This is a genomic window from Sinorhizobium medicae, from assembly GCF_007827695.1.
GTDB lineage: Bacteria > Pseudomonadota > Alphaproteobacteria > Rhizobiales > Rhizobiaceae > Sinorhizobium > Sinorhizobium medicae.
The window spans coordinates 130,459-149,157 of the sequence record NZ_VITA01000005.1; the positions used below are offsets into that span (position 1 = coordinate 130,459).

General features: G+C 63.3%; 16 protein-coding genes and 1 other RNA gene. 14 read left to right on the forward strand and 3 right to left on the reverse strand.

From position 1 onward, the window contains the following. Positions 1-25: 25 nt before the first annotated feature. Complete coding sequence (nudC, locus tag FB009_RS10250) at positions 26-1,006, reverse strand: NAD(+) diphosphatase (RefSeq protein ID WP_012067628.1); 981 nt, start codon at positions 1,004-1,006, stop codon at positions 26-28. 2 nt (positions 1,007-1,008) lie between these two features. Then, positions 1,009-1,413 carry an HIT domain-containing protein gene (locus FB009_RS10255; protein WP_012067629.1) on the reverse strand — a complete coding sequence of 135 codons (405 nt, stop codon included), beginning with the start codon at positions 1,411-1,413 and terminating at the stop codon, positions 1,009-1,011. Between the two features lie 105 nt (positions 1,414-1,518). On the opposite strand from FB009_RS10255, the gene ffs reads away from it, so the two are divergent. The 6 genes from ffs to FB009_RS10285 all read left to right on the forward strand — a co-directional run bounded on the left by ffs (position 1,519) and on the right by FB009_RS10285 (position 6,704). Continuing rightward, an RNA gene (gene ffs / locus FB009_RS10260) (signal recognition particle sRNA small type) lies at positions 1,519-1,616 on the forward strand. Positions 1,617-1,708: 92 nt separating this feature from the next. Continuing rightward, positions 1,709-3,586, forward strand: coding sequence for a DNA polymerase III subunit gamma/tau (locus FB009_RS10265; RefSeq protein ID WP_024311295.1), 1,878 nt, complete (start codon positions 1,709-1,711; stop codon positions 3,584-3,586). A 116-nt stretch (positions 3,587-3,702) separates the two neighbouring features. Continuing rightward, the gene (locus FB009_RS10270; protein ID WP_012067631.1) at positions 3,703-4,026 is read left to right on the forward strand and encodes a YbaB/EbfC family nucleoid-associated protein; all 324 of its coding nucleotides are present in this window, start codon (positions 3,703-3,705) and stop codon (positions 4,024-4,026) included. Between the two features lie 89 nt (positions 4,027-4,115). Next, positions 4,116-4,727 (forward strand): LysE family translocator, encoded by a 612-nt coding sequence (locus FB009_RS10275; protein ID WP_012067632.1) that lies wholly within the window; start codon positions 4,116-4,118, stop codon positions 4,725-4,727. 97 nt (positions 4,728-4,824) lie between these two features. Beyond that, positions 4,825-5,430 carry a recombination mediator RecR gene (gene recR, locus FB009_RS10280; RefSeq protein ID WP_012067633.1) on the forward strand — a complete coding sequence of 202 codons (606 nt, stop codon included), beginning with the start codon at positions 4,825-4,827 and terminating at the stop codon, positions 5,428-5,430. A 35-nt stretch (positions 5,431-5,465) separates the two neighbouring features. Then, positions 5,466-6,704 carry a lytic murein transglycosylase gene (locus FB009_RS10285; RefSeq protein WP_012067634.1) on the forward strand — a complete coding sequence of 413 codons (1,239 nt, stop codon included), beginning with the start codon at positions 5,466-5,468 and terminating at the stop codon, positions 6,702-6,704. Between the two features lie 205 nt (positions 6,705-6,909). Here the strand turns inward: FB009_RS10285 and FB009_RS10290 are convergent, their stop codons facing one another. Continuing rightward, positions 6,910-8,565 carry an MFS transporter gene (locus tag FB009_RS10290; RefSeq protein WP_012067635.1) on the reverse strand — a complete coding sequence of 552 codons (1,656 nt, stop codon included), beginning with the start codon at positions 8,563-8,565 and terminating at the stop codon, positions 6,910-6,912. A 210-nt stretch (positions 8,566-8,775) separates the two neighbouring features. On the opposite strand from FB009_RS10290, the gene rimP reads away from it, so the two are divergent. The 8 genes from rimP to rpsO all read left to right on the forward strand — a co-directional run bounded on the left by rimP (position 8,776) and on the right by rpsO (position 18,453). Continuing rightward, complete coding sequence (gene rimP / locus FB009_RS10300; RefSeq protein ID WP_012067636.1) at positions 8,776-9,393, forward strand: ribosome maturation factor RimP; 618 nt, start codon at positions 8,776-8,778, stop codon at positions 9,391-9,393. A 47-nt stretch (positions 9,394-9,440) separates the two neighbouring features. Beyond that, positions 9,441-11,069: a transcription termination factor NusA gene (nusA, locus tag FB009_RS10305; protein ID WP_024311294.1), complete on the forward strand. Its 1,629-nt coding sequence runs from the start codon at positions 9,441-9,443 to the stop codon at positions 11,067-11,069. Positions 11,070-11,074: 5 nt separating this feature from the next. Continuing rightward, positions 11,075-11,797 (forward strand): RNA-binding protein, encoded by a 723-nt coding sequence (locus FB009_RS10310; RefSeq protein WP_012067638.1) that lies wholly within the window; start codon positions 11,075-11,077, stop codon positions 11,795-11,797. A gap of 105 nt (positions 11,798-11,902) precedes the next feature. Continuing rightward, on the forward strand, positions 11,903-14,560 hold the full coding sequence (gene infB, locus FB009_RS10315; protein ID WP_012067639.1) for a translation initiation factor IF-2: 2,658 nt from the start codon (positions 11,903-11,905) through the stop codon (positions 14,558-14,560). A gap of 172 nt (positions 14,561-14,732) precedes the next feature. After that, positions 14,733-15,137 (forward strand): 30S ribosome-binding factor RbfA, encoded by a 405-nt coding sequence (gene rbfA, locus FB009_RS10320; RefSeq protein ID WP_012067640.1) that lies wholly within the window; start codon positions 14,733-14,735, stop codon positions 15,135-15,137. Between the two features lie 11 nt (positions 15,138-15,148). Next, positions 15,149-16,081: a tRNA pseudouridine(55) synthase TruB gene (gene truB / locus FB009_RS10325; RefSeq protein ID WP_012067641.1), complete on the forward strand. Its 933-nt coding sequence runs from the start codon at positions 15,149-15,151 to the stop codon at positions 16,079-16,081. A 144-nt stretch (positions 16,082-16,225) separates the two neighbouring features. Next, positions 16,226-17,944 carry a sensor histidine kinase gene (locus FB009_RS10330; protein ID WP_012067642.1) on the forward strand — a complete coding sequence of 573 codons (1,719 nt, stop codon included), beginning with the start codon at positions 16,226-16,228 and terminating at the stop codon, positions 17,942-17,944. 239 nt (positions 17,945-18,183) lie between these two features. Next, positions 18,184-18,453, forward strand: a complete 270-nt coding sequence (rpsO, locus tag FB009_RS10335; protein ID WP_012067643.1) for a 30S ribosomal protein S15 — start codon at positions 18,184-18,186, stop codon at positions 18,451-18,453. Positions 18,454-18,699: the final 246 nt, after the last annotated feature.

Genomic DNA, 18,699 nt, shown 5'->3' on the forward strand with positions numbered 1-18,699 from the left:
TCTGGGCAAGATCACTAGGCTGCTCTCAGTCGCGCTCGGGCCAGGCGAGCCAGTCGCGCATGAGCTGGTGCGCAATCGCGCCCTTCGGCGGCGGAATGTGCTCGTCTCCCGTGTCGGCGACGCCGGTGGCGCGCTCCAGCATCGCTTCGGTTTCCGCCCGCGTGAACCAGCGAACATCCTCCAGTTCCTGCTCGTCGCGCTTGATGGCGGTCGACCTCGCTTCCGCGTAGCAGCCGATCATCAGCGAATGGGGGAGCGGCCAGGGCTGTGAGGCGTGATAGCGCACGCGGCCGATGCGGATACCGGACTCCTCGAGCGTTTCCCGCCGCACCGCGTTTTCGATCGTCTCGCCCGGTTCGACGAAACCGGCGAGGCAGGAATACATGCCCGGCGCGAAATGCGGACTGCGGCCGAGTAGGCATTGATCACGCTCGAGGTCGATCGTCAGCATGATGACCACCGGGTCGGTCCGCGGGAAGACCAAATGCCCGCATGCGGTACAGATGCGCCGATAACCTCCGCCGGCACCATCCATCGGGCCCCCGCAGCGGCCGCAGAACCGGTTGTTGGCGTTCCATACGATCAGGCTCGACCCTTGAGCGAACTGACCCAGCAATTCCTCCGGCAGCATCTGCTGGCGATAGAGCATGCGGGCGTCGGCTATCTTGAAGGGCTCCGGAACGGTCTCCTCGGTAAGCCCCGAAGGGACGGCAATACGCGGCTCGCCGTTCGGCAGAAATCCAAGCAGGACCGCATCGTCCATGGTCGGCTCGAGCCCCGCCAGTTCATAGGGGGCGAACAGCGGATCGATGATCTTCTCGTCGTGCTTGACGATCAGCTTCGCTCCGGAAAAAGCCAGGAAATGGGCACCGGGATGCTTAAGCGCCGCCTCGACGCAGTCATCCGGCCGATGCTCGGACCGGCGGTCCAGGTGGTTCTCCGCGAAGGCGACGAGCGTGCTTGGCTCCGGGTGCGGGCTGTGAAGGTCGAAGATCGTTTTCGTCATGCTCAGAGATTTTCCATGATGCTGGCTGCGAATGCCCTGTGGTCCTCCTCCGGCCAGGGCTCGGCCCTGCCGAAACCCCAGACGGGCCCCGGCCAGTTCGGATCACCTTCACGGCGGGCTACGATATGCACGTGCAGCTGCCGGACGATATTGCCCAGCGCGCCGATATTGATTTTCGCGGCGCCGGTCGCCTTTTTCAGGCCTGCCGCAACCAGATTGGTCTCGAAGGTCAGCATCGTCTGGTCGAGCGGCGTCAGTTCGAAGACCTCCGAAACGTCGGCGCGCTGGGGTATGAGGATCAGCCATGGCCAGCGGCGATCATTCATCAGCCGCAGCTGGCAAAGACCGAGTGTGCCGATCGGCAGGCCGTCGCGCTGAAGTCGCTCGTCAAGCGTGAAGGTCGTCAAGAAAATCTCCCGGGATCAAACGAATTCGCCTTTGTTTGTATATCGATACCAGTTTTTTGAAGGCTTGGCTTGCATTTGCTACAGATATTGCCGATATGGAGGCCGGGAGGTTGGTGGTGGACGAGCCACTCGCCAACCGGGTCAGGTCCGGAAGGAAGCAGCCCTAACGAGCCCCGGCACGGGTCACCGTGCCAGCCTCCCACCTTCTCCGTCCTGTCGGGACACCACCTTCTTCGTCCCAGTCGGGGCCTTCTTCGTCCCAGTCGGGGCAAGAGTTCGAACAGCGGCAGGGTCGATGAGCGACGAAGCGCCCACTTCAATCCCGATTTCATCCGTCGAGAAGCCCGCCGCCTACCGTGTTCTGGCGCGCAAATACCGCCCCAAGGACTTCTCCGATCTGATGGTCGGACAGGAGCCTATGGTGCGTACGCTCACCAACGCCTTCGAGACCGGCCGCATCGCTCAGGCCTATATGCTGACCGGCGTGCGCGGAGTCGGCAAGACGACGACGGCGCGCATCCTGGCGCGGGCGCTGAATTACAAGACCACCGGGATCGACAAGCCCACCATCGACCTGAGGCTCCCCGGCGAGCACTGCCAGGCGATCATGGACGGCCGCCATGTCGACGTGATCGAGATGGACGCCGCCTCGCATACCGGCATCGACGATATCCGCGAGATCATCGAGCAGGTGCGCTACCGGCCGGTATCGGCGCGCTACAAGGTGTATATCATCGATGAAGTGCACATGCTCTCGACGCAGGCCTTCAATGGGCTGCTGAAGACGCTCGAGGAGCCGCCGGAGCATGTGAAGTTCATTTTCGCGACGACGGAGATCCGTAAGGTTCCGATTACCGTTCTGTCGCGCTGCCAGCGCTTCGATCTGCGGCGGATCAGCGCTTCCGATCTGGTCGGTCTCTTTTCCACCATTCTCGGCAAGGAGGGTGTTCCCTTCGATCCGGAGGCATTGGCAATGGTCGCCCGCGCGGCGGAAGGCTCGGCGCGTGACGGCCTGTCGCTGCTCGACCAGGCGATCGCCCATGGTGGCGGCTCGGTCGAGGTTGAAACCGTGCGCTCGATGCTCGGACTTGCCGACAGGGCGCGGATCGTCGATCTTTTCGAGCACATCATAAAGGGCGATGTCGCCGCCGCGCTGCACGAATTCGCCGCGCAATATGAAGCAGGCGCCAATCCGACGGTAGTCCTGACAGACCTTGCCGACTTCACCCATCTGGTGACACGGCTGAAATATGTGCCTGATGCGATCAACGACCAATCCCTGAGCGAGATCGAGCGTCGGCACGGGGCGGAATTCGCCGGCAGCGTTGCCGTGACGACGCTGTCGCGCATCTGGCAGATGCTGCTCAAGGGCATACCCGAGGCGGAGAGTTCGGCGCGCCCCGCGGGTGCTGCCGAGATGGTGCTGATCAGGCTTGCCCATGCGGCCCATCTGCCTTCGCCCGAAGAGGCGGCCCGGCGGCTCCTCGATCTTTCGGGCAGCGAAGGAGCCGGGCGCCCGTCGCCGAATGGCGGTGGCGGTGGCGGTGGTGCGCAGGCGTTTGCCGCCGCGTCGGTCGAGGCTCGCGCCGTAGCGACGGGTGCGTCGCGCGCCAGCGGCAACGGCGCGACCATGCTGCGCGCGGTGCCGAACTCGGCGGCGCAACCGGTCGAGGTTGGCCGCATCGAAGAGCGTCCGATTGCAAGCCCGGCTGCGAAGCCCGAACCGAAGGTGCCGGTCAACTCGGTCGGCGACATCGCCGATCTCTGCGCGAAGAACCGGGATATAAAGCTGAAGACGCTGGTGCGTGGTTTCCTGAGGCTCGTGCATATCGAGCCCGGCCGGCTCGACGTCAACCTGCCCGACGATGCGCCGAAGACGCTCTTGAACGAACTCGCCGTCAAGCTCAAGGAGTGGACCGGGATCCATTGGGTCGTGAGCTACAGCCGCGAACAGGGCGAGCCGACCCTGGCCGAGGCCGAGCAGCGCGCCCAGGAACAGCGCGTCAACGATGCGCGCGAAGATCCTGACGTCGCTGCCATTCTTGCGCGCTTTCCCGGCGCGAGGATCACAGATGTTCGCATCCGCGCGGCGGAAGAGGAGATCGAGAACCTCGCACCGGCCGCGGCCGAATCCGAGGACGGCGATATCGTCCCGGGGGACGATATCGAATAGGCGCATCGCAGCGATGCGGCACTTTGGAGCACTTCCAGGAAGACTGTGTAAAGGTTTTCCGCCCGGACGTGCGTAGCGATAAAACACTTGGAAATACCAAAGGACAGGAGACGACGATGCGCGACATCATGGGTATGATGGGCAAGGTCAAGGAAATGCAGGCCAAGATGGAGAAGATGCAGGCTGAGATCGCCGCGCTCGAAATCGACGGCGCCTCCGGCGGCGGCCTCGTCACCGTTCGCCTCGACGGCAAGGGCCATATGAAAAGCCTGAAAATCGACCCATCGCTCTTCAAGGAAGACGACGTCGAGATCCTCGAAGATCTCATCGTGGCTGCCCATAAGGATGCCAAGGATAAAGCCGAGGCGGTGCAGGCGGAAAAGACCCGCGAACTGACCGCGGGATTGCCGATCCCCCCGGGCATGAAGCTGCCGTTCTGATCTCCGGTTCCTCGGCCGCTGCCCCGTGATCGCTGTTTTGGGCGGGAAAGCGTGCTATATTGCCCGCCGTTTGCGGGAGGGATAATGACATGAGCATCGCATCGCTGCTCGTCTTTGCCGGTGCGCTTTTGATCGCCGCCGGCTCGCCGGGGCCGAGCATCGCAGCGCTCGTCGCCCGTGTGCTCGCCAAAGGCGCACGTGACGTCTTGCCTTTCCTCGCCGCCATGTGGATCGGCGAGGCGGTCTGGCTCTCCTTCGCGGTTGCCGGCCTCGCGGCGATCGCCGGGACGTTCCATTGGGTTTTCGTCGCGATCAAATGGGCCGGTGTCGCCTATCTCCTCTTTCTCGCCTGGAAAATGTGGGCGGCCGAGCCGCAAATGCCCGGCGAAAATATTCCGGAAACCCGGTCTTCATCGAAGATGTTCTTCGCCGGGCTGACGGTCACGCTCGGCAATCCCAAGATCATGATGTTCTATGTGGCGCTGCTTCCCTCGATCATCGATCTCGGCTCGGTCGGCCTCTTCGGCTGGGCAGAGTTGGTCGCCACCATGTTCGCCGTGCTCGTCGTCATCGATCTGGCCTGGGTGCTGATGGCCGCGAAGGCGCGGCAGTTCCTGAAAAGCCGCCGTGCGGTCCGGATCGTCAACCGGGCCAGCGCCGGCACGATGGCCGGAGCGGCGGTGGCCATCGCGGTGCGTTGATTTCCGGGCAAATGCGATAAAATGCTCCGTGTCTTCGTCCTCGAATCGCGATCGATTTAAGGAGACATGCACTATGCGGTTGGTCTAAAAGCCGGGCATGGCAAAGCGAGTCACCGGTCCCGAAATTGAAAAGCTCATCCAGCTCCTGGCGAAGGTTCCGGGTCTCGGACCCCGTTCCGCTCGCCGCGCGGCGTTGCATCTCGTCAAGAAGAAGGAGCAGCTGCTCGGGCCGCTTGCCGAGGCCATGGGCGAGGCCCATCGCAAGGTCAAGATCTGCTCCTGCTGCGGCAATGTCGACACCATCGATCCCTGCACGGTCTGCGGCGACGAGCGGCGCGATCAGGCGGTGATCATCGTCGTCGAAGACGTCGCCGATCTCTGGGCGCTGGAGCGCGCCGGCGCGATGAACGCCGCCTATCACGTGCTCGGCGGCACGCTCTCGCCGCTCGACGGCATCGGGCCGGAAGATCTGAACATAAGGGCATTGGTCGATCGTGTCGCCAAGGGCGGCGTGCGCGAGCTGATCATCGCCGTCAACGCCACGGTCGAGGGCCAGACGACAGCGCATTACATCACCGATCAGCTCGAAGGGATGGAGGTGAGGATCACCCGCCTCGCTCATGGTGTCCCCGTCGGCGGCGAGCTGGACTATCTTGACGAGGGAACGCTCGCTGCCGCGCTGAGAGCGAGAACGGCGATCTGAGAATTCGCCTCAAGCTTCGATAACAAGGAAAAGAGATGCTGAGATTCCTTTCCGTCCTGTTCCTGGCCAGCCTGTTCTTTGTCTCCGCCTCCTTCGCTGCGTCCAGGTCTGACGTCGAAGCGCAGTTCCGCCAATGGCTTCAAAGCGATCTCTGGCCGGAAGCGCAGAAAGCCGGCGTATCGAGCGGCGCCTTTAAAGCGGCGTTCAAGGGCGTAAGGCTCAATTGGGATCTGCCCGACCTCGCGCCGCCCGGCTTCCCCAAGCCGAAGCAGCGCAAGCAGAGCCAGGCGGAGTTTTCTTCCCCCGGCTCCTATTTCTCGGAAAAGCGCCTGCAGGGTCTCGCTGCGACAGGCCGCAGTCTTGCCTCTACCCACGCCTCCACCCTGAAGCGCATTGAAAGGACCTATGGCGTTCCCGGTACGATCGTCCTGGCCATCTGGGGCAAGGAGTCCGGCTTCGGCCGCGCCAAAATCCCGCACCCGATCATGGATGTGCTGGCGACCAAGGCCTTCATGTCGACGCGGCCGGAGCTTTTCCGGCGCGAACTGATCGCGGCGCTCCATATTCTAGACAGCGGTGACGTCAAGGAGGCCGAGATGCGCGGCTCCTGGGCCGGCGCCATGGGCCAGCCGCAGTTCCTGCCTACGAGCTTCCTGAAATATGCCGTCGATTTCGACGGGGACGGACGCCGCGACATCTGGAATTCCGTACCGGACAGCCTCGCCTCGATCGCCAGTTATCTGGCGCAGAAGGGCTGGCAGCGCGGGCGCGACTGGGGTTTCGAGGTCGCGATCCCGTCGGGCGTCTCCTGTGCCCAGGAGGGTCCGGACCTTGCTCGCCCGATCGCCGAATGGGCCGGCATGGGGATCGGCCGCGTATCGGGCAAGCCCTTCCCGGCGGCAGAACGCGGGGCCTCAGGCATGATGCTGGTCCCGGCGGGCACGCATGGCCCGCAATTCATCGTTACGCCGAACTTCTACGTGATCAAGGAATACAACAATTCCGACCTCTACGCGCTCTATATAGGCAATCTCGCGGATCGCATCGCGACCGGCGGCGGCGCCTTCCGGGGCAAGTGGGGCGACGTCGGCGGCATGTTGCGGTCCGATGTGCTCGGCCTGCAGAAGGCCCTGGTCGCGAAGGGCTACGACGTCGGCAAGGCCGACGGGCTGCCGGGCTACAAGACCCGCCGCTCGCTCGGCGACTGGCAGGCGAAGAACGGCCTCAAGCCCACCTGCTTTCCGGATGTTTCGCTGAAAGCAAAGCTGCGGTGACCTTCGGTTGGGCGCGCGCGTCCGCCCCTCAACCGGCCTGCCTGCCACCTTCTCCCCGCAAGCGGGGCGAAGGAGACTCGCGGCGCCACCTGATCTTCACGGCCGTGTCGAGCGAGCGAGCGATCGCGGCATTTCCCTTCGCCCCGCCTGCGGGGAGAAGGTGACGGCAGCCGGTTGAGGGGCATTCCCACCCTCCGACCCCCGCTCAGTGCATCTCGACGGATCGCTTGTAGCGCTCGTAATGGTCGGGAACGATCGTCTGCCGCTCGATCATGCGGTGCACCCGCGGCGGGTTCGGTCCCCGATGGAGTGCGGTCAGCTTGTCCCCAATGGCGGCGTCGGCCTGGGTACGGCGCTGATTGTGGCGGACATATTCGACCCAGGTCGGCACGTGATAAGTCTCGGTCCAGGTCGTCGGGTTTTCGAGGTCGCGCATGAGCGCCCAATGCCCGGCCCCGTCACGGATGCGGATGCGCCGCCGCTCGGCCATGGTCTTCAGGAATTCGGGTATGTCGTTATCGGCGATATCGTAATCGATCATGACGACGATCGGCCCGCTGCGCGGCTTCAGGTCGAGTTCGAGCAGCGGTTCGTTGAAGCGGTTGAGCGGGTCGAGGTTGAGCGACTTGAACTCCGGCAGGGCGAAGCGCAGTCCGATCGCCGCCCCCACGAGCATCAGAAGACAGGAGCCGATGAGCGCGTTGGCTGCGCCGTATTGTTCGGCGGTGACACCCCACAGCCAACTGCCGCCGGCGATCCCGCCGAAGGTCATCGTCTGATAGAGCGAAAGCGCCCGGCCGACGACCCAGCGCGGTGTCGAAAGCTGCACCGTGGTGTTGAAGAGCGAAAGCGCCAGCACCCAGCACGCGCCGGAAACAGCGAGCACGAGACAGGTCAGCCAGGCTTCCGAACTAATGGCTGTGACCAATGCGCTGAAGGCGAAGCCGGCAAAGGCATAACGCACGATCGCCTCGCTCGTGAGGAATTCCCTCAGCCTTGCGCTCAAAAGCGCGCCGCCGATCGCGCCGAGGCCGAAGGCGCCGAGCATGACGCCGTAAGTGAGCGGCCCGCCGCCGACGAGGTCGCGCGCCACCAGCGGCAGCAGGGCGAGAATGGCGCTCGCCGAAAGGCCGAAGGCGAAGCCGCGCACGAGCACCTTGCCGATATTGGGCGACATCGCCACGTAGCGCAGGCCCGCGGAAACGGCGCGCCCGAGCGTCTCGCGCGGCAGCCGGTTTTCCGGGGTTACCGGTTTCCATCGGGCAAGCGCGAACAGGATCGCGAAATAGCTGAGTGTGTTGGCGGCGAAGGCGGCCGCGGCACCCGCGGCTGCGACGATCGCGCCGCCGATCGCCGGGCCGACGCTGCGGGTCAGATTGAATCCCATGCTGTTCAGCGCCACCGCTGCCGGCAGGTCGTCACGCGGAACCATGTCGCCGACCGAAGCCTGCCAGGATGGATTGTTCAAAGCCGTGCCGCAGCCGAGAAGAAAGGTGAAGATGAGCAGAAGCCACGGCGTAACGATACCGTAATAGGCGCAGACGGTAAGCAGCCCCGAAACGGCGAGCATGAAGCTCTGAGCGACGAGCATGATCCGCCGCCGGTCGAAATTGTCGGCAAGCGCGCCGGAAACGAGTGAGAAGAGCATGATCGGCAGCGAGGTCGAGGCCTGCACCAGCGCCACCATGTTCACCGATTGCGAAATGGACGTCATGAGCCAGGCCGCACCCACGGCCTGGATCAGCCCGCCGAAATTGGAAGCAAGGCTCGCGATCCAGATCGTGCGGAAGATGTCGTGCCTGAAGGGAGCCAACGGCGATGTGCGGTTCGTCACCTCTGATCTCTTTCGGTTGATCTTCATGTCGATGGCTTCGTTATAAACCTCGATTTGCGATGCGCCAGACGCTGAAACTTGCGATCCGGCCGAAAGCTCCCACGCCCGCCTCCGCGACCCTTGCAATTTCCGGCAATGAAGCGTATATGACGCTCAAATTCTTGATCGGTTAGATGAAGGGTGGGGCCGTGAGGACCCGCTCTTTTTTATTAGCCGGTCCGACGAGGAGAGGATCGTTTGTCCGATACGACAACGGCTGAAAATGCAAATGAACCCCGGCTGATTACCGAGACGGGCCTCGACCGGCGTGTTGCCGATATCATCGAGCCGGTGCTCGTGGACCTGGGATTCCGTCTGGTGCGCGTGCGCATGTCCGGCCAGAACGGCCTGACGCTGCAGGTCATGACCGAACGCAACGATGGCACCATGACCGTCGAGGATTGCGAGGAAGTCTCCAAGGCGATCTCGCCGGTTCTCGATGTGGAAGATCCGATCGACAAGGCGTATCATCTCGAAGTGTCGTCGCCGGGCATCGATCGTCCCATGGTGCGCAGGTCCGACTTCATCCGCTGGCAGGGCCATCTGCTGAAGTGCGAGACGTCGGTTCTGGTCGAGGGGCGCAAGCGCTTCCGCGGCAAGATCGTATCGGTGGACGAGGATGGTTTCCGCCTCGAACGCGACCAGCCGGCCTATGGCGAAGAGGCCGGCGTAACGATCCCGTTCACGGCGCTTTCCGAGGCGCGCCTGATCCTGACGGACGAGCTCATCCGCGACGCTCTGACAGCCGACAAGAAGGCGAAGGCCGCGCGCGCCGCCAACGAAAACTTCGAAGAAGAAGATAGAGATATCGAATAAAGCTGGGTGCGCTTTCGATGCGCCTGCAACAGACGGAGACAAGAGACATGGCAGTCAGTGCTAACCGGCTCGAACTTCTGCAGATCGCAGATGCTGTGGCACGCGAAAAGGTGATCGACCGCGAGATCGTTCTGGCCGCGATGGCGGATGCGATCCAGAAGGCGGCTCGTTCGCGCTACGGTTCGGAATCGAACATCCGCGCCGACATCAATCCGAAGACCGGGGAAATCCGTCTCCAGCGCCTCCTGGAAGTGGTCGAAAAGGCGGAAGACTATTCGACTCAGATTCCGATCGAACTCGCCCGCGATCGCAATCCCGATGCAAAGCTCGGCGATTTCATCGCCGATCCGCTCCCGCCCATGGATTTTGGCCGCATCGCCGCTCAGTCGGCCAAGCAGGTTATCGTGCAGAAGGTGCGCGAAGCCGAGCGCGACCGCCAGTACGACGAGTTCAAGGACCGTGTCGGCGAGATCGTCAACGGCACCGTCAAGCGCGTCGAATATGGCAATGTCATCGTCGATCTCGGGCGCGGTGAAGGCATCATCCGGCGCGACGAGATGATCCCGCGCGAAAACATGCGTTACGGCGACCGCGTCCGTGCCTTTGTCTACGACGTGCGCCGCGAGCAACGCGGACCGCAGATATTCCTGTCGCGCACCCATCCGCAGTTCATGGTGAAGCTCTTCACCATGGAGGTACCGGAAATCTACGACGGCGTCATCCAGATCAAGTCGGTTGCCCGCGATCCGGGCTCGCGCGCCAAGATCGCCGTCGTCTCGAACGATTCGTCGATCGATCCGGTCGGCGCCTGCGTCGGCATGCGCGGCTCGCGCGTGCAGGCTGTCGTCGGTGAACTCCAGGGCGAAAAGATCGATATCATCCCGTGGTCGCCGGATCCGGCTTCCTTCATCGTCAATGCGCTGCAGCCGGCGGAAGTGGCGAAGGTCGTTCTAGACGAGGATGCGGAGCGTATCGAAGTCGTGGTTCCGGACGAGCAGCTTTCGCTCGCCATCGGCCGCCGCGGCCAGAACGTCCGTCTCGCCTCGCAGCTGACCGGATGGGATATCGATATCCTCACCGAACAGGAGGAGAGCGAGCGCCGTCAGAAGGAATTCAACGAGCGCACACAGCTCTTCATGGAAGCCCTGGACGTCGACGAGATGGTAGGCCAGGTGCTCGCCTCCGAAGGCTTTGCCCAGGTGGAAGAGCTCGCTTATGTCGATCTCGACGAAATTGCCTCCATCGAGGGCTTCGACGAGGAAACGTCGAACGAGATCCAGACCCGCGCCCGCGAATATCTCGAAAAGATCGAGGCGGAAATGGACGCCAAGCGCAAGGAACTCGGTGTTGCCGACGAGCTGCGCACGATCAATGGGCTCAACAGCCAGATGCTGGTCGCTCTCGGCGAGGAAGGCATCAAGACGATAGAGGACTTTGCCGGCTGCGCCGCCGACGACCTCGTAGGCTGGGTCGAACGCAAGGATGGTGAGACCAAGCGCTTCGAGGGAACGTTCTCGAAGCTCGAGGTTACCCGGGAAGAGGCCGAAGCGATGATCGTGCAGGCTCGTCTCGCTGCCGGCTGGATCACCGAAGAGGATCTGGCCAAACAACAGGAGGAAGAGCCGGAACAGGATGAGACGATCGAAGTCGCCGAAGGCGCGGATCAGGACGCCTGATCGCGATGATCGTCGAAATCGATGCCGACAGCCTCCCCGTGGACCGGGGTCCGAAGGACAGGGGCCCGAAGGGCGGGAGCGCGAAGGACGGGGACGGCAATAACCGGACCTGCATAGTGACGCGCGAAAGCGGTTCTCCTGAAGAGCTGATCCGCTTCGTTGCCGGGCCCGACGGGGTCGTCGTCGCGGATCTGAAGCGGCAACTCCCGGGGCGCGGATGCTGGGTGAAAGCCGAGCGGCAGCTCGTGGAAAAGGCGGTGGCGAAGAAGCTCTTCGCCCGCGCCCTTCGCGCCGAAGTAAAGGCGAATGCCGGGCTCGCGGACGAAGTCGAGAGACTTCTCGCCGAACAGCTCGCGGGTATGATGAACATGGCGCGTAAGGCCGGCCAGTTCATCTCCGGCGCAACCAAGACGGAGCAGGCGGTGCGCGGACTAGCCGCGCTTGCCGTTTTTCATGCGATCGATGCGGCCGCCGATGGCGTTCGCAAGATAGATAAGGCTCGCAAGGCGATGAGTTTCGTCAGCGAGGATGAAACGGAAATACCTGCTTTCCGCCCCTTTACGGGGGCGGAAATGGACGGACTTTTGGGAAGTAATGCCTTTATCCATGCCGCAGCGCTTGCAGGGCAGGCCGGTGAAGGTGTAGTGAAGCGCGCAATCATGCTCGAAAAGTACCGTGGATCCGTCCCGGTCCGGGCCGAAGGCGGCGCTGGCCAGCCACAGCAATGAAGCGCGTCACCGGCAGAGGCCGGCATAGCGAGCATTGCTTGAGACAATTTGGAAGACAGGGTCAGGGGTTTCGTATCCGGCCCTGATCGCTAGGAACGGAACGGAATGACGGACAACAAAGACGACAAGACGATCAGCGTAGCGGGCAAGAAGACGCTGACCCTGAAGCCCTCCGGGGTGACGCAGGGTACCGTGCGTCAGGATATGGGCCGCGGTCGCACCAAGGCGGTCGTGGTTGAGACCAAGAGAACGCGCAGCCCGCTGAAGCACAAGGACGAGCGCCCGATCACGCCGGTTGCCGCCGCACCTGCTGCCGCGCGTCCGGCCGAGCAGCGGCCGATGCCGCCGCAGCCCTCGGGCCGTCCGGCTCCCCAGCCGCAGCCGCATCAGCCGCGCCAGGAACAGAACCGTCCTCGCGGCGGAGTAGTCCTGAACGATCTTTCGGCAAGTGAAATGGAAGCCCGCCGTCACGCCCTGGCCGCAGCCCAGATCCGCGACGCCGAGGAGGCCAAGCGTCGCGCCGAAGAGGAAGTGCGCCGCCGTCGCGAAGAGGAAGAGCGTATCGCTCGCGAGAAGGAAGAGGCCGCGCGCCGCGCCGCCGAAGAGGCTGCGCGTCCCGCAGTGGAAGCTGAAAAGGTCGAGGAGAAGGTCGAGGCTGCGACGCCTGCCGTCGCCGAGACGCGCCCGCTATCGGAACGTCCGGCTCCCGCCGCAACGCCGCCGGCTCCGGCCGGTGTGGCGCCTCGCGGCCGCCGCGCTGGCGAAGACGAAGAGGGAGAGCGCCGCCACAGCAGTGCCGGAGCTCCCCGCGGCAAGGTCGTGCGGCCTGAGCCGGCCAAGCCCGCTCCCCGTGCAAAGGGTGACGAGGGTCGCCGCCAGGGCAAGCTGACGCTCACCGCTGCCGTCGACGAGGATGGCAGCCAGCGCGGCCGTTCGCTTTCGGCGATGCGCCGCCGCCAGGAGAAGTTCAAGCGCAGCCAGATGCAGGAAACGCGCGAGAAGATCTCCCGTGAAGTCATCCTGCCGGAGACCATCACGATTCAGGAACTGTCGCAGCGCATGTCCGAGCGCGCGGTCGACGTCATCAAGTTCCTGATGAAGGAAGGCCAGATGATGAAGCCGGGCGATCTGATCGACGCCGATCTGGCGGAGCTCATCGCCGGCGAATTCGGTCACACGGTCAAGCGCGTTTCGGAATCGGATGTCGAGGAAGGTATCTTCAATATCTCCGACGCGGACGACGAAATGCACGCCCGTCCGCCGATCGTGACCATCATGGGCCACGTCGACCACGGCAAGACGTCGCTGCTCGACGCGATCCGCCACGCCAACGTGGTGGCCGGCGAGGCAGGCGGCATTACGCAGCACATCGGTGCCTATCAGGTTGAGCAGAACGGTCAGAAGATCACCTTCATCGACACGCCCGGCCACGCGGCCTTCACGGCTATGCGCGCCCGCGGCGCCCAGGCCACGGATATCGCTATCCTGGTCGTTGCGGCCGACGACAGCGTGATGCCGCAGACGATTGAGTCGATCAACCATGCCAAGGCGGCCGGCGTTCCGATCATCGTGGCGATCAACAAGATAGACAAACCGTCTGCTGATCCGCAGAAGGTCCGCACCGAGCTGCTGCAACACGAGGTTTTCGTCGAATCCATGGGCGGCGAAGTTCTGGACGTCGAGGTTTCAGCGAAGAACCAGACCAATCTCGACAAGCTGCTCGAGGCGATCCTGCTGCAGTCCGAAATCCTCGACCTCAAGGCCAATCCGAACCGGACGGCCGAAGGTACGGTGGTGGAAGCCGAACTCGACCGCGGCCGCGGTGCGGTCGCGACTGTTCTCGTGCAGAAGGGTACGCTTACCCCGGGCCAGATCATCGTTGCCGGCGACCAGTGGGGCCGCGTGCGCGCACTCGTCAACGACAAGGGCGAGCATGTGAAGTCCGCCGGTCCCTCGACGCCGGTCGAGGTCCTCGGTCTTTCCGGAACGCCCGCTGCAGGCGACCGCTTCGCCGTTGTCGAGAGCGAGAGCCGGGCGCGCGAGATTTCGGAATACCGCCAGCGGCTTGCCCGCGAGAAGGCGGTTGCCCGCCAATCCGGTTCGCGCGGCTCGCTCGAGCAAATGATGACCCAGCTTCAGACCTCCGGTGTCAAGGAGTTCCCGCTGGTCATCAAGGGCGACGTGCAGGGCTCGATCGAAGCGATTTCAGGCGCCCTGGAGAAACTCGGCACCGACGAAGTGCGCGCGCGCATCGTCCATTCCGGCGCTGGCGGGATCACCGAATCGGACGTGTCGCTTGCGGAAGCCTCGAACGCAGCCATTATCGGCTTCAACGTTCGCGCCAACAAGCAGGCGCGGGATGCATCCGAACGCGCCGGCATCGAGATCCGCTATTACAACATCATCTACGACCTGGTGGATGACGTGAAGGCGGCGATGTCCGGGCTGCTGTCGCCCGAGCGGCGTGAGACCTTCCTCGGCAATGCCGAGATCCTGGAGGTGTTCAACATCACCAAGGTCGGCAAGGTCGCAGGTTGCCGCGTCACCGAGGGCAAGGTCGAACGCGGCGTCGGCGTCCGTCTGGTACGCGACAACGTCGTCATCCACGAAGGCAAGCTCAAGACGCTCAAGCGCTTCAAGGACGAAGTCTCCGAGGTGCAATCCGGCCAGGAGTGCGGCATGGCCTTCGAGAATTACGAAGACATACGCGCCGGCGACACGATCGAGTGCTTCCGCGTCGAACACGTCACGCGGACGCTCTAAACGGTCCGGCAGGATGTTGGCGAGCGCCGGACCGGCTCCGGCGCTCGCTTTTTTTAGAGCGGGATGGAAGCGTGCGCGGTTTTCCGCCCGCATTCCGCTCAAACTCTTTAGAATCGATCACATTTCGATGGGCGCTTGATACCGCCTGGGCTGCGTGATCCAGGGTGAAACCATGGCCAAATCCACATCCTCAGCTCCTTCACAGCGCATGTTGCGCGTCGGCGAACAGGTGCGCGCCGCGATCACACAGGTGCTGCAGCGCGGCGACGTGCGCGACCCGCTTATTGAGAGCACGGTGATCTCCATTTCCGAAGTGCGCATGTCGCCCGACCTGAAGCTCGCCACCGCCTATGTGACCCCGCTTGGGGTCGCCGATCATGCGGCGGTCATCGAAGCGCTGAACAAGCACGCCAAGTTCATCCGCGGGCGGCTCGGCCCGCACCTGCGGCAGATGAAATACATGCCGGACGTCCGTTTCCGGGACGATACCAGCTTCGAAAACTATCAGAAGATCGACTCGCTGCTACGCTCTCCGGAGGTCAGTCGCGACCTCGATCGCGACAGTGACGAAGAATAAGCAACGCAACCATGTCCAGACCCCGCAAACCAAAGGGCCGCCCGATTTCAGGATGGCTAATCCTCGACAAGCCTCTCGATTTCGGTTCGACCGAGGCAGTATCCAAGATCAAATGGCTGTTCAAGGCGCAGAAGGCGGGCCATGCCGGCACCCTGGATCCGCTGGCGTCCGGAATGCTGCCCATCGCGCTCGGCGATGCAACGAAGACCGTGCCTTATGTCATGGATGGCCGCAAGATCTACGAATTCACGGTCGCCTGGGGCGAGGAACGCTCAACGGACGACCTCGAAGGGGAGGTCGTCCGCTCCTCCGCGGACCGTCCGGCGGAAGAGGCGATCCGGGCTCTGCTGCCCAAATATACCGGCGTGATCGCACAGGTGCCGCCGCAGTTTTCGGCGATCAAGATCGGCGGCGAACGCGCCTATGATCTCGCACGAGAGGGTGAAACCGTCGACATCCCGGCGCGTGAGGTGGAAGTCTTTCGTCTTTCGCTCATCGGCTCCGCGCCAAGTCTCGCACAGTTCGAAATCGAATGCGGCAAGGGCACCTATGTCCGCTCGCTGGCCCGCGACATGGGCCGTGATCTCGGTTGCTTCGGCCATATCGCGTCGCTGCGCCGAACGTTCGTCGCTCCCTTCGGCGAGGAGGACATGGTGCCGCTCGCCGATCTCGTCGCGTTGGAGAAGATCGAGGACGAGGCGGAACGTCTCGCCGCGCTGGACGAGCATCTGATCGATACCGGAGAGGCCTTGTCCGACCTTCCCCATATCGCCGTCAATGACGACCAGGCGCACCGGCTCCGAATGGGCAACCCGATCATTCTGCGCGGACGCGACGCGCCACTGCCCACGCCGGAGGCCTATGCCACCGTACAAGGCAAGCTTGTGGCGATCGGCGAAATCGCCGAAGGCGAATTTCGGCCGAAGCGCGTTTTCGCAGGCTAGCAGCGTATAACCGTTGTGCGTTGAAGCCCATCTTGTCATTCTGCCCCGCAAGCCGCGCGCGGGAAAAAGATTCGGGCGGCAGGCTTGAGGCACACGGCATGCCGCTTCGATGGAAGCGGCAGAGATGGGCAAGAGGCGGTACCTATGGTTGAAGCGTCAGAGAAGAGCCGGGAAGATGCTTCGTCCGGCAGCCTGCAGGCTGCCGCCGGTTTTGTCCGCGACTATCTTCGCCGACCGTTCAGCTTTTATCTGATCTCGCTGCTGCTCATTGCCATCATACCGCCCTTCATTTTTTCCTTTGTGATCCTGCAGCGCAATTTGGACGCGCAGAGAGAGGAGGTCACCTCTCTGCTGCGAGCCTCGACCGGATCGGTCACACGGATCGTCGAGCGTGAAGTCGACGGCATGCTGACGACGCTCCGGGTGCTGGCGAAATCCGGCGCGGTGGATCTCGCCGATATGCAAGGACTATACGAGCGGGCGTCGGTCGCGTTGGCGGACACCGATTCCCACCTGATCATCGTCGACAGCAAGCACGATCTCCTTCTGAGTACCCGCGTTGCCTTCGGCACGCCGCTGGGGCGTGCGTCGGATCCGGAAGTCGAGCTCGCCTTGCAAAGTACGGCCCCGCTCGTTTCGGGCGTATTCCCCGCCGAAATGGGAAAGGGCTGGGTGTTCACGGTCTATCTTCCGGTGACGACGCCTGACGGAAAAAAATATCTGCTGGGGCTGAGGCAGGACGCCGAGCGAATGACGAGGGCCGTCAATCGCGATACGCTCTCGCCGGGGTGGAATGCCGCGCTCGTCGACGGCAAGGGCAGGGTGATCGTTTCCTCGGACGCGGCGGTGAAATCCGGCGATCCGTTCTTCCTCGATGAATTGCCGTTGATCAGCATCGGTGTCAGCAATATCAGCGCCCGCGGCGTCGACTATCGCGTCGCGTCGGAGTTTTCAGTGGTGACCGGCTGGCGCATCGTCGCCTGGGCACCGAGTGAGATCGTCGATCAGCCGATGCTCTGGTCGTTCGTCTGGCTCTCCTTCGGTGGGATCATCTTTGCAAGCATCGCGGTCGCCGGTTCTTTGACCATTGCGCGGCTGCTAACACAGGGCGTCCGCTTACTGGCAATGGATGCCCGGCGGCTGGGCGCGGGCGAGCCCGTCGAACCGCGCCGTTACGTGATCACCGAAGTCGAAGCGGTGTCCACCGCCCTCGCAAGCGCTGCGACCGCCCGCACCAAAGCCGAAAGTGAAATCCGTCTCCTGATGCGGGAGGTTGCGCATCGGGCGAAGAATCAGCTCACCGTCATCCAGTCCATGCTGGCGCAGTCGGCCAACTCGGCGGAGGATCCTTCGGATTTCGTGGAGGCGTTCAGAAAGCGTCTTGCCGGCCTTGCACGCTCGACCGACCTTATGGTGGCGAATGCGGCCAACGGAGTGGATTTCAGCGAGCTCGTGCGCAACCAGCTTCAGCCGTTCATGCCGGCCGAATCCGATCGTGTCGTGCTCAGCGGACCCGTCCTGCGGCTGGACTCGCAGATGGCGCAGACCCTCGGTATGGCGCTGCATGAACTGGCCACCAATGCCATCAAGCATGGAGCGCTCGCCAACCAGACCGGCATGATCAGGATTGCCTGGACGGTGTCGGACGGGGCGATCGAAATCAGCTGGCGCGAGAGCGGCGCCGATATTGTCGCGCCTTCAGGGCAAAAGTCTCGCAGGGGGTTCGGTACGGTCGTGCTGGAGCGCATGCTCGGCATGGCGCTGCGTGCCGAGCTCGAACGGACCATGCATGCCGATGGCATCGAATGGCGGATACGCATTCCCCGCGACGAGGATGCCGCCGCGCGTGAGGCAGACAGTTGAGGGGCAGTTCGCCGCCTGGAAAACCACCTGAAATGGCGCCGTGGCATCCGCCCGCAATCGAAAGTCACGTCAGGCCGGGGGCGGCCCCGCTCACGCGGTTTCATGACCCTTTCCTTTTGGAACGGTTTCGGTTATAGGCACGCCAGCGAGAGGCGCGGCCTCTTCGTGCGAACGGCCGCAGCTGGACGACATCCCGGCTGCCGGCGACCCTCAAATCCTCGGAACGAAAGGATCAACCGATGTCGGTAACTGCAGAGCGCAAAGCGCAGATCATCAAGGAATTCGCAACCGCCGAAGGCGACACCGGTTCGCCGGAAGTCCAGGTTGCAATCCTGACGGAACGGATCAACAACCTGACCGAACACTTCAAGGACCACAAGAAGGACAACCATTCCCGACGTGGCCTTCTCGCGCTGGTTTCCAGCCGCCGCTCGCTCCTCGACTATCTGAAGAAGAAGGACGAGGCGCGCTACACAAAGCTGATCGGTGCCCTGGGCATCCGTCGCTAATCGACTGGTCCCGGCGGGTTGTCTCGGCAACCCGCCGGCTTTTTTTCTGTGGCCCGTGCGCTCTTCAATTCGCGCAAGGGGCTAATGTACAGGGCGCTATCTAGCGCTGCGCGTCTTATCGGACGCGCAACCGTCCAGCGGACCGGATGGGCCGGGATCGCGGATCAACCAAAGGCCCGTCATGGGGCAGGATTGCAGGATGCTTCGGCGCCTGCTTGCCGAAGCGGCTGCTGCACGCAGCGCGGC

Excerpts from the sequence above, each read along its gene's own strand:
- nudC (WP_012067628.1), bottom strand. The coding sequence starts at position 1,006 with ATGACGAAAACGATCTTCGACCTTCACAGCCCGCACCCGGAGCCAAGC.
- FB009_RS10265 (WP_024311295.1), top strand. The coding sequence starts at position 1,709 with ATGAGCGACGAAGCGCCCACTTCAATCCCGATTTCATCCGTCGAGAAG.
- FB009_RS10270 (WP_012067631.1), top strand. The coding sequence starts at position 3,703 with ATGCGCGACATCATGGGTATGATGGGCAAGGTCAAGGAAATGCAGGCC.
- FB009_RS10275 (WP_012067632.1), top strand. The coding sequence starts at position 4,116 with ATGAGCATCGCATCGCTGCTCGTCTTTGCCGGTGCGCTTTTGATCGCC.
- recR (WP_012067633.1), top strand. The coding sequence starts at position 4,825 with ATGGCAAAGCGAGTCACCGGTCCCGAAATTGAAAAGCTCATCCAGCTC.
- FB009_RS10285 (WP_012067634.1), top strand. The coding sequence starts at position 5,466 with ATGCTGAGATTCCTTTCCGTCCTGTTCCTGGCCAGCCTGTTCTTTGTC.
- FB009_RS10290 (WP_012067635.1), bottom strand. The coding sequence starts at position 8,565 with ATGAAGATCAACCGAAAGAGATCAGAGGTGACGAACCGCACATCGCCG.
- nusA (WP_024311294.1), top strand. The coding sequence starts at position 9,441 with ATGGCAGTCAGTGCTAACCGGCTCGAACTTCTGCAGATCGCAGATGCT.
- FB009_RS10310 (WP_012067638.1), top strand. The coding sequence starts at position 11,075 with ATGATCGTCGAAATCGATGCCGACAGCCTCCCCGTGGACCGGGGTCCG.
- infB (WP_012067639.1), top strand. The coding sequence starts at position 11,903 with ATGACGGACAACAAAGACGACAAGACGATCAGCGTAGCGGGCAAGAAG.
- rbfA (WP_012067640.1), top strand. The coding sequence starts at position 14,733 with ATGGCCAAATCCACATCCTCAGCTCCTTCACAGCGCATGTTGCGCGTC.
- truB (WP_012067641.1), top strand. The coding sequence starts at position 15,149 with ATGTCCAGACCCCGCAAACCAAAGGGCCGCCCGATTTCAGGATGGCTA.
- FB009_RS10330 (WP_012067642.1), top strand. The coding sequence starts at position 16,226 with ATGGTTGAAGCGTCAGAGAAGAGCCGGGAAGATGCTTCGTCCGGCAGC.
- rpsO (WP_012067643.1), top strand. The coding sequence starts at position 18,184 with ATGTCGGTAACTGCAGAGCGCAAAGCGCAGATCATCAAGGAATTCGCA.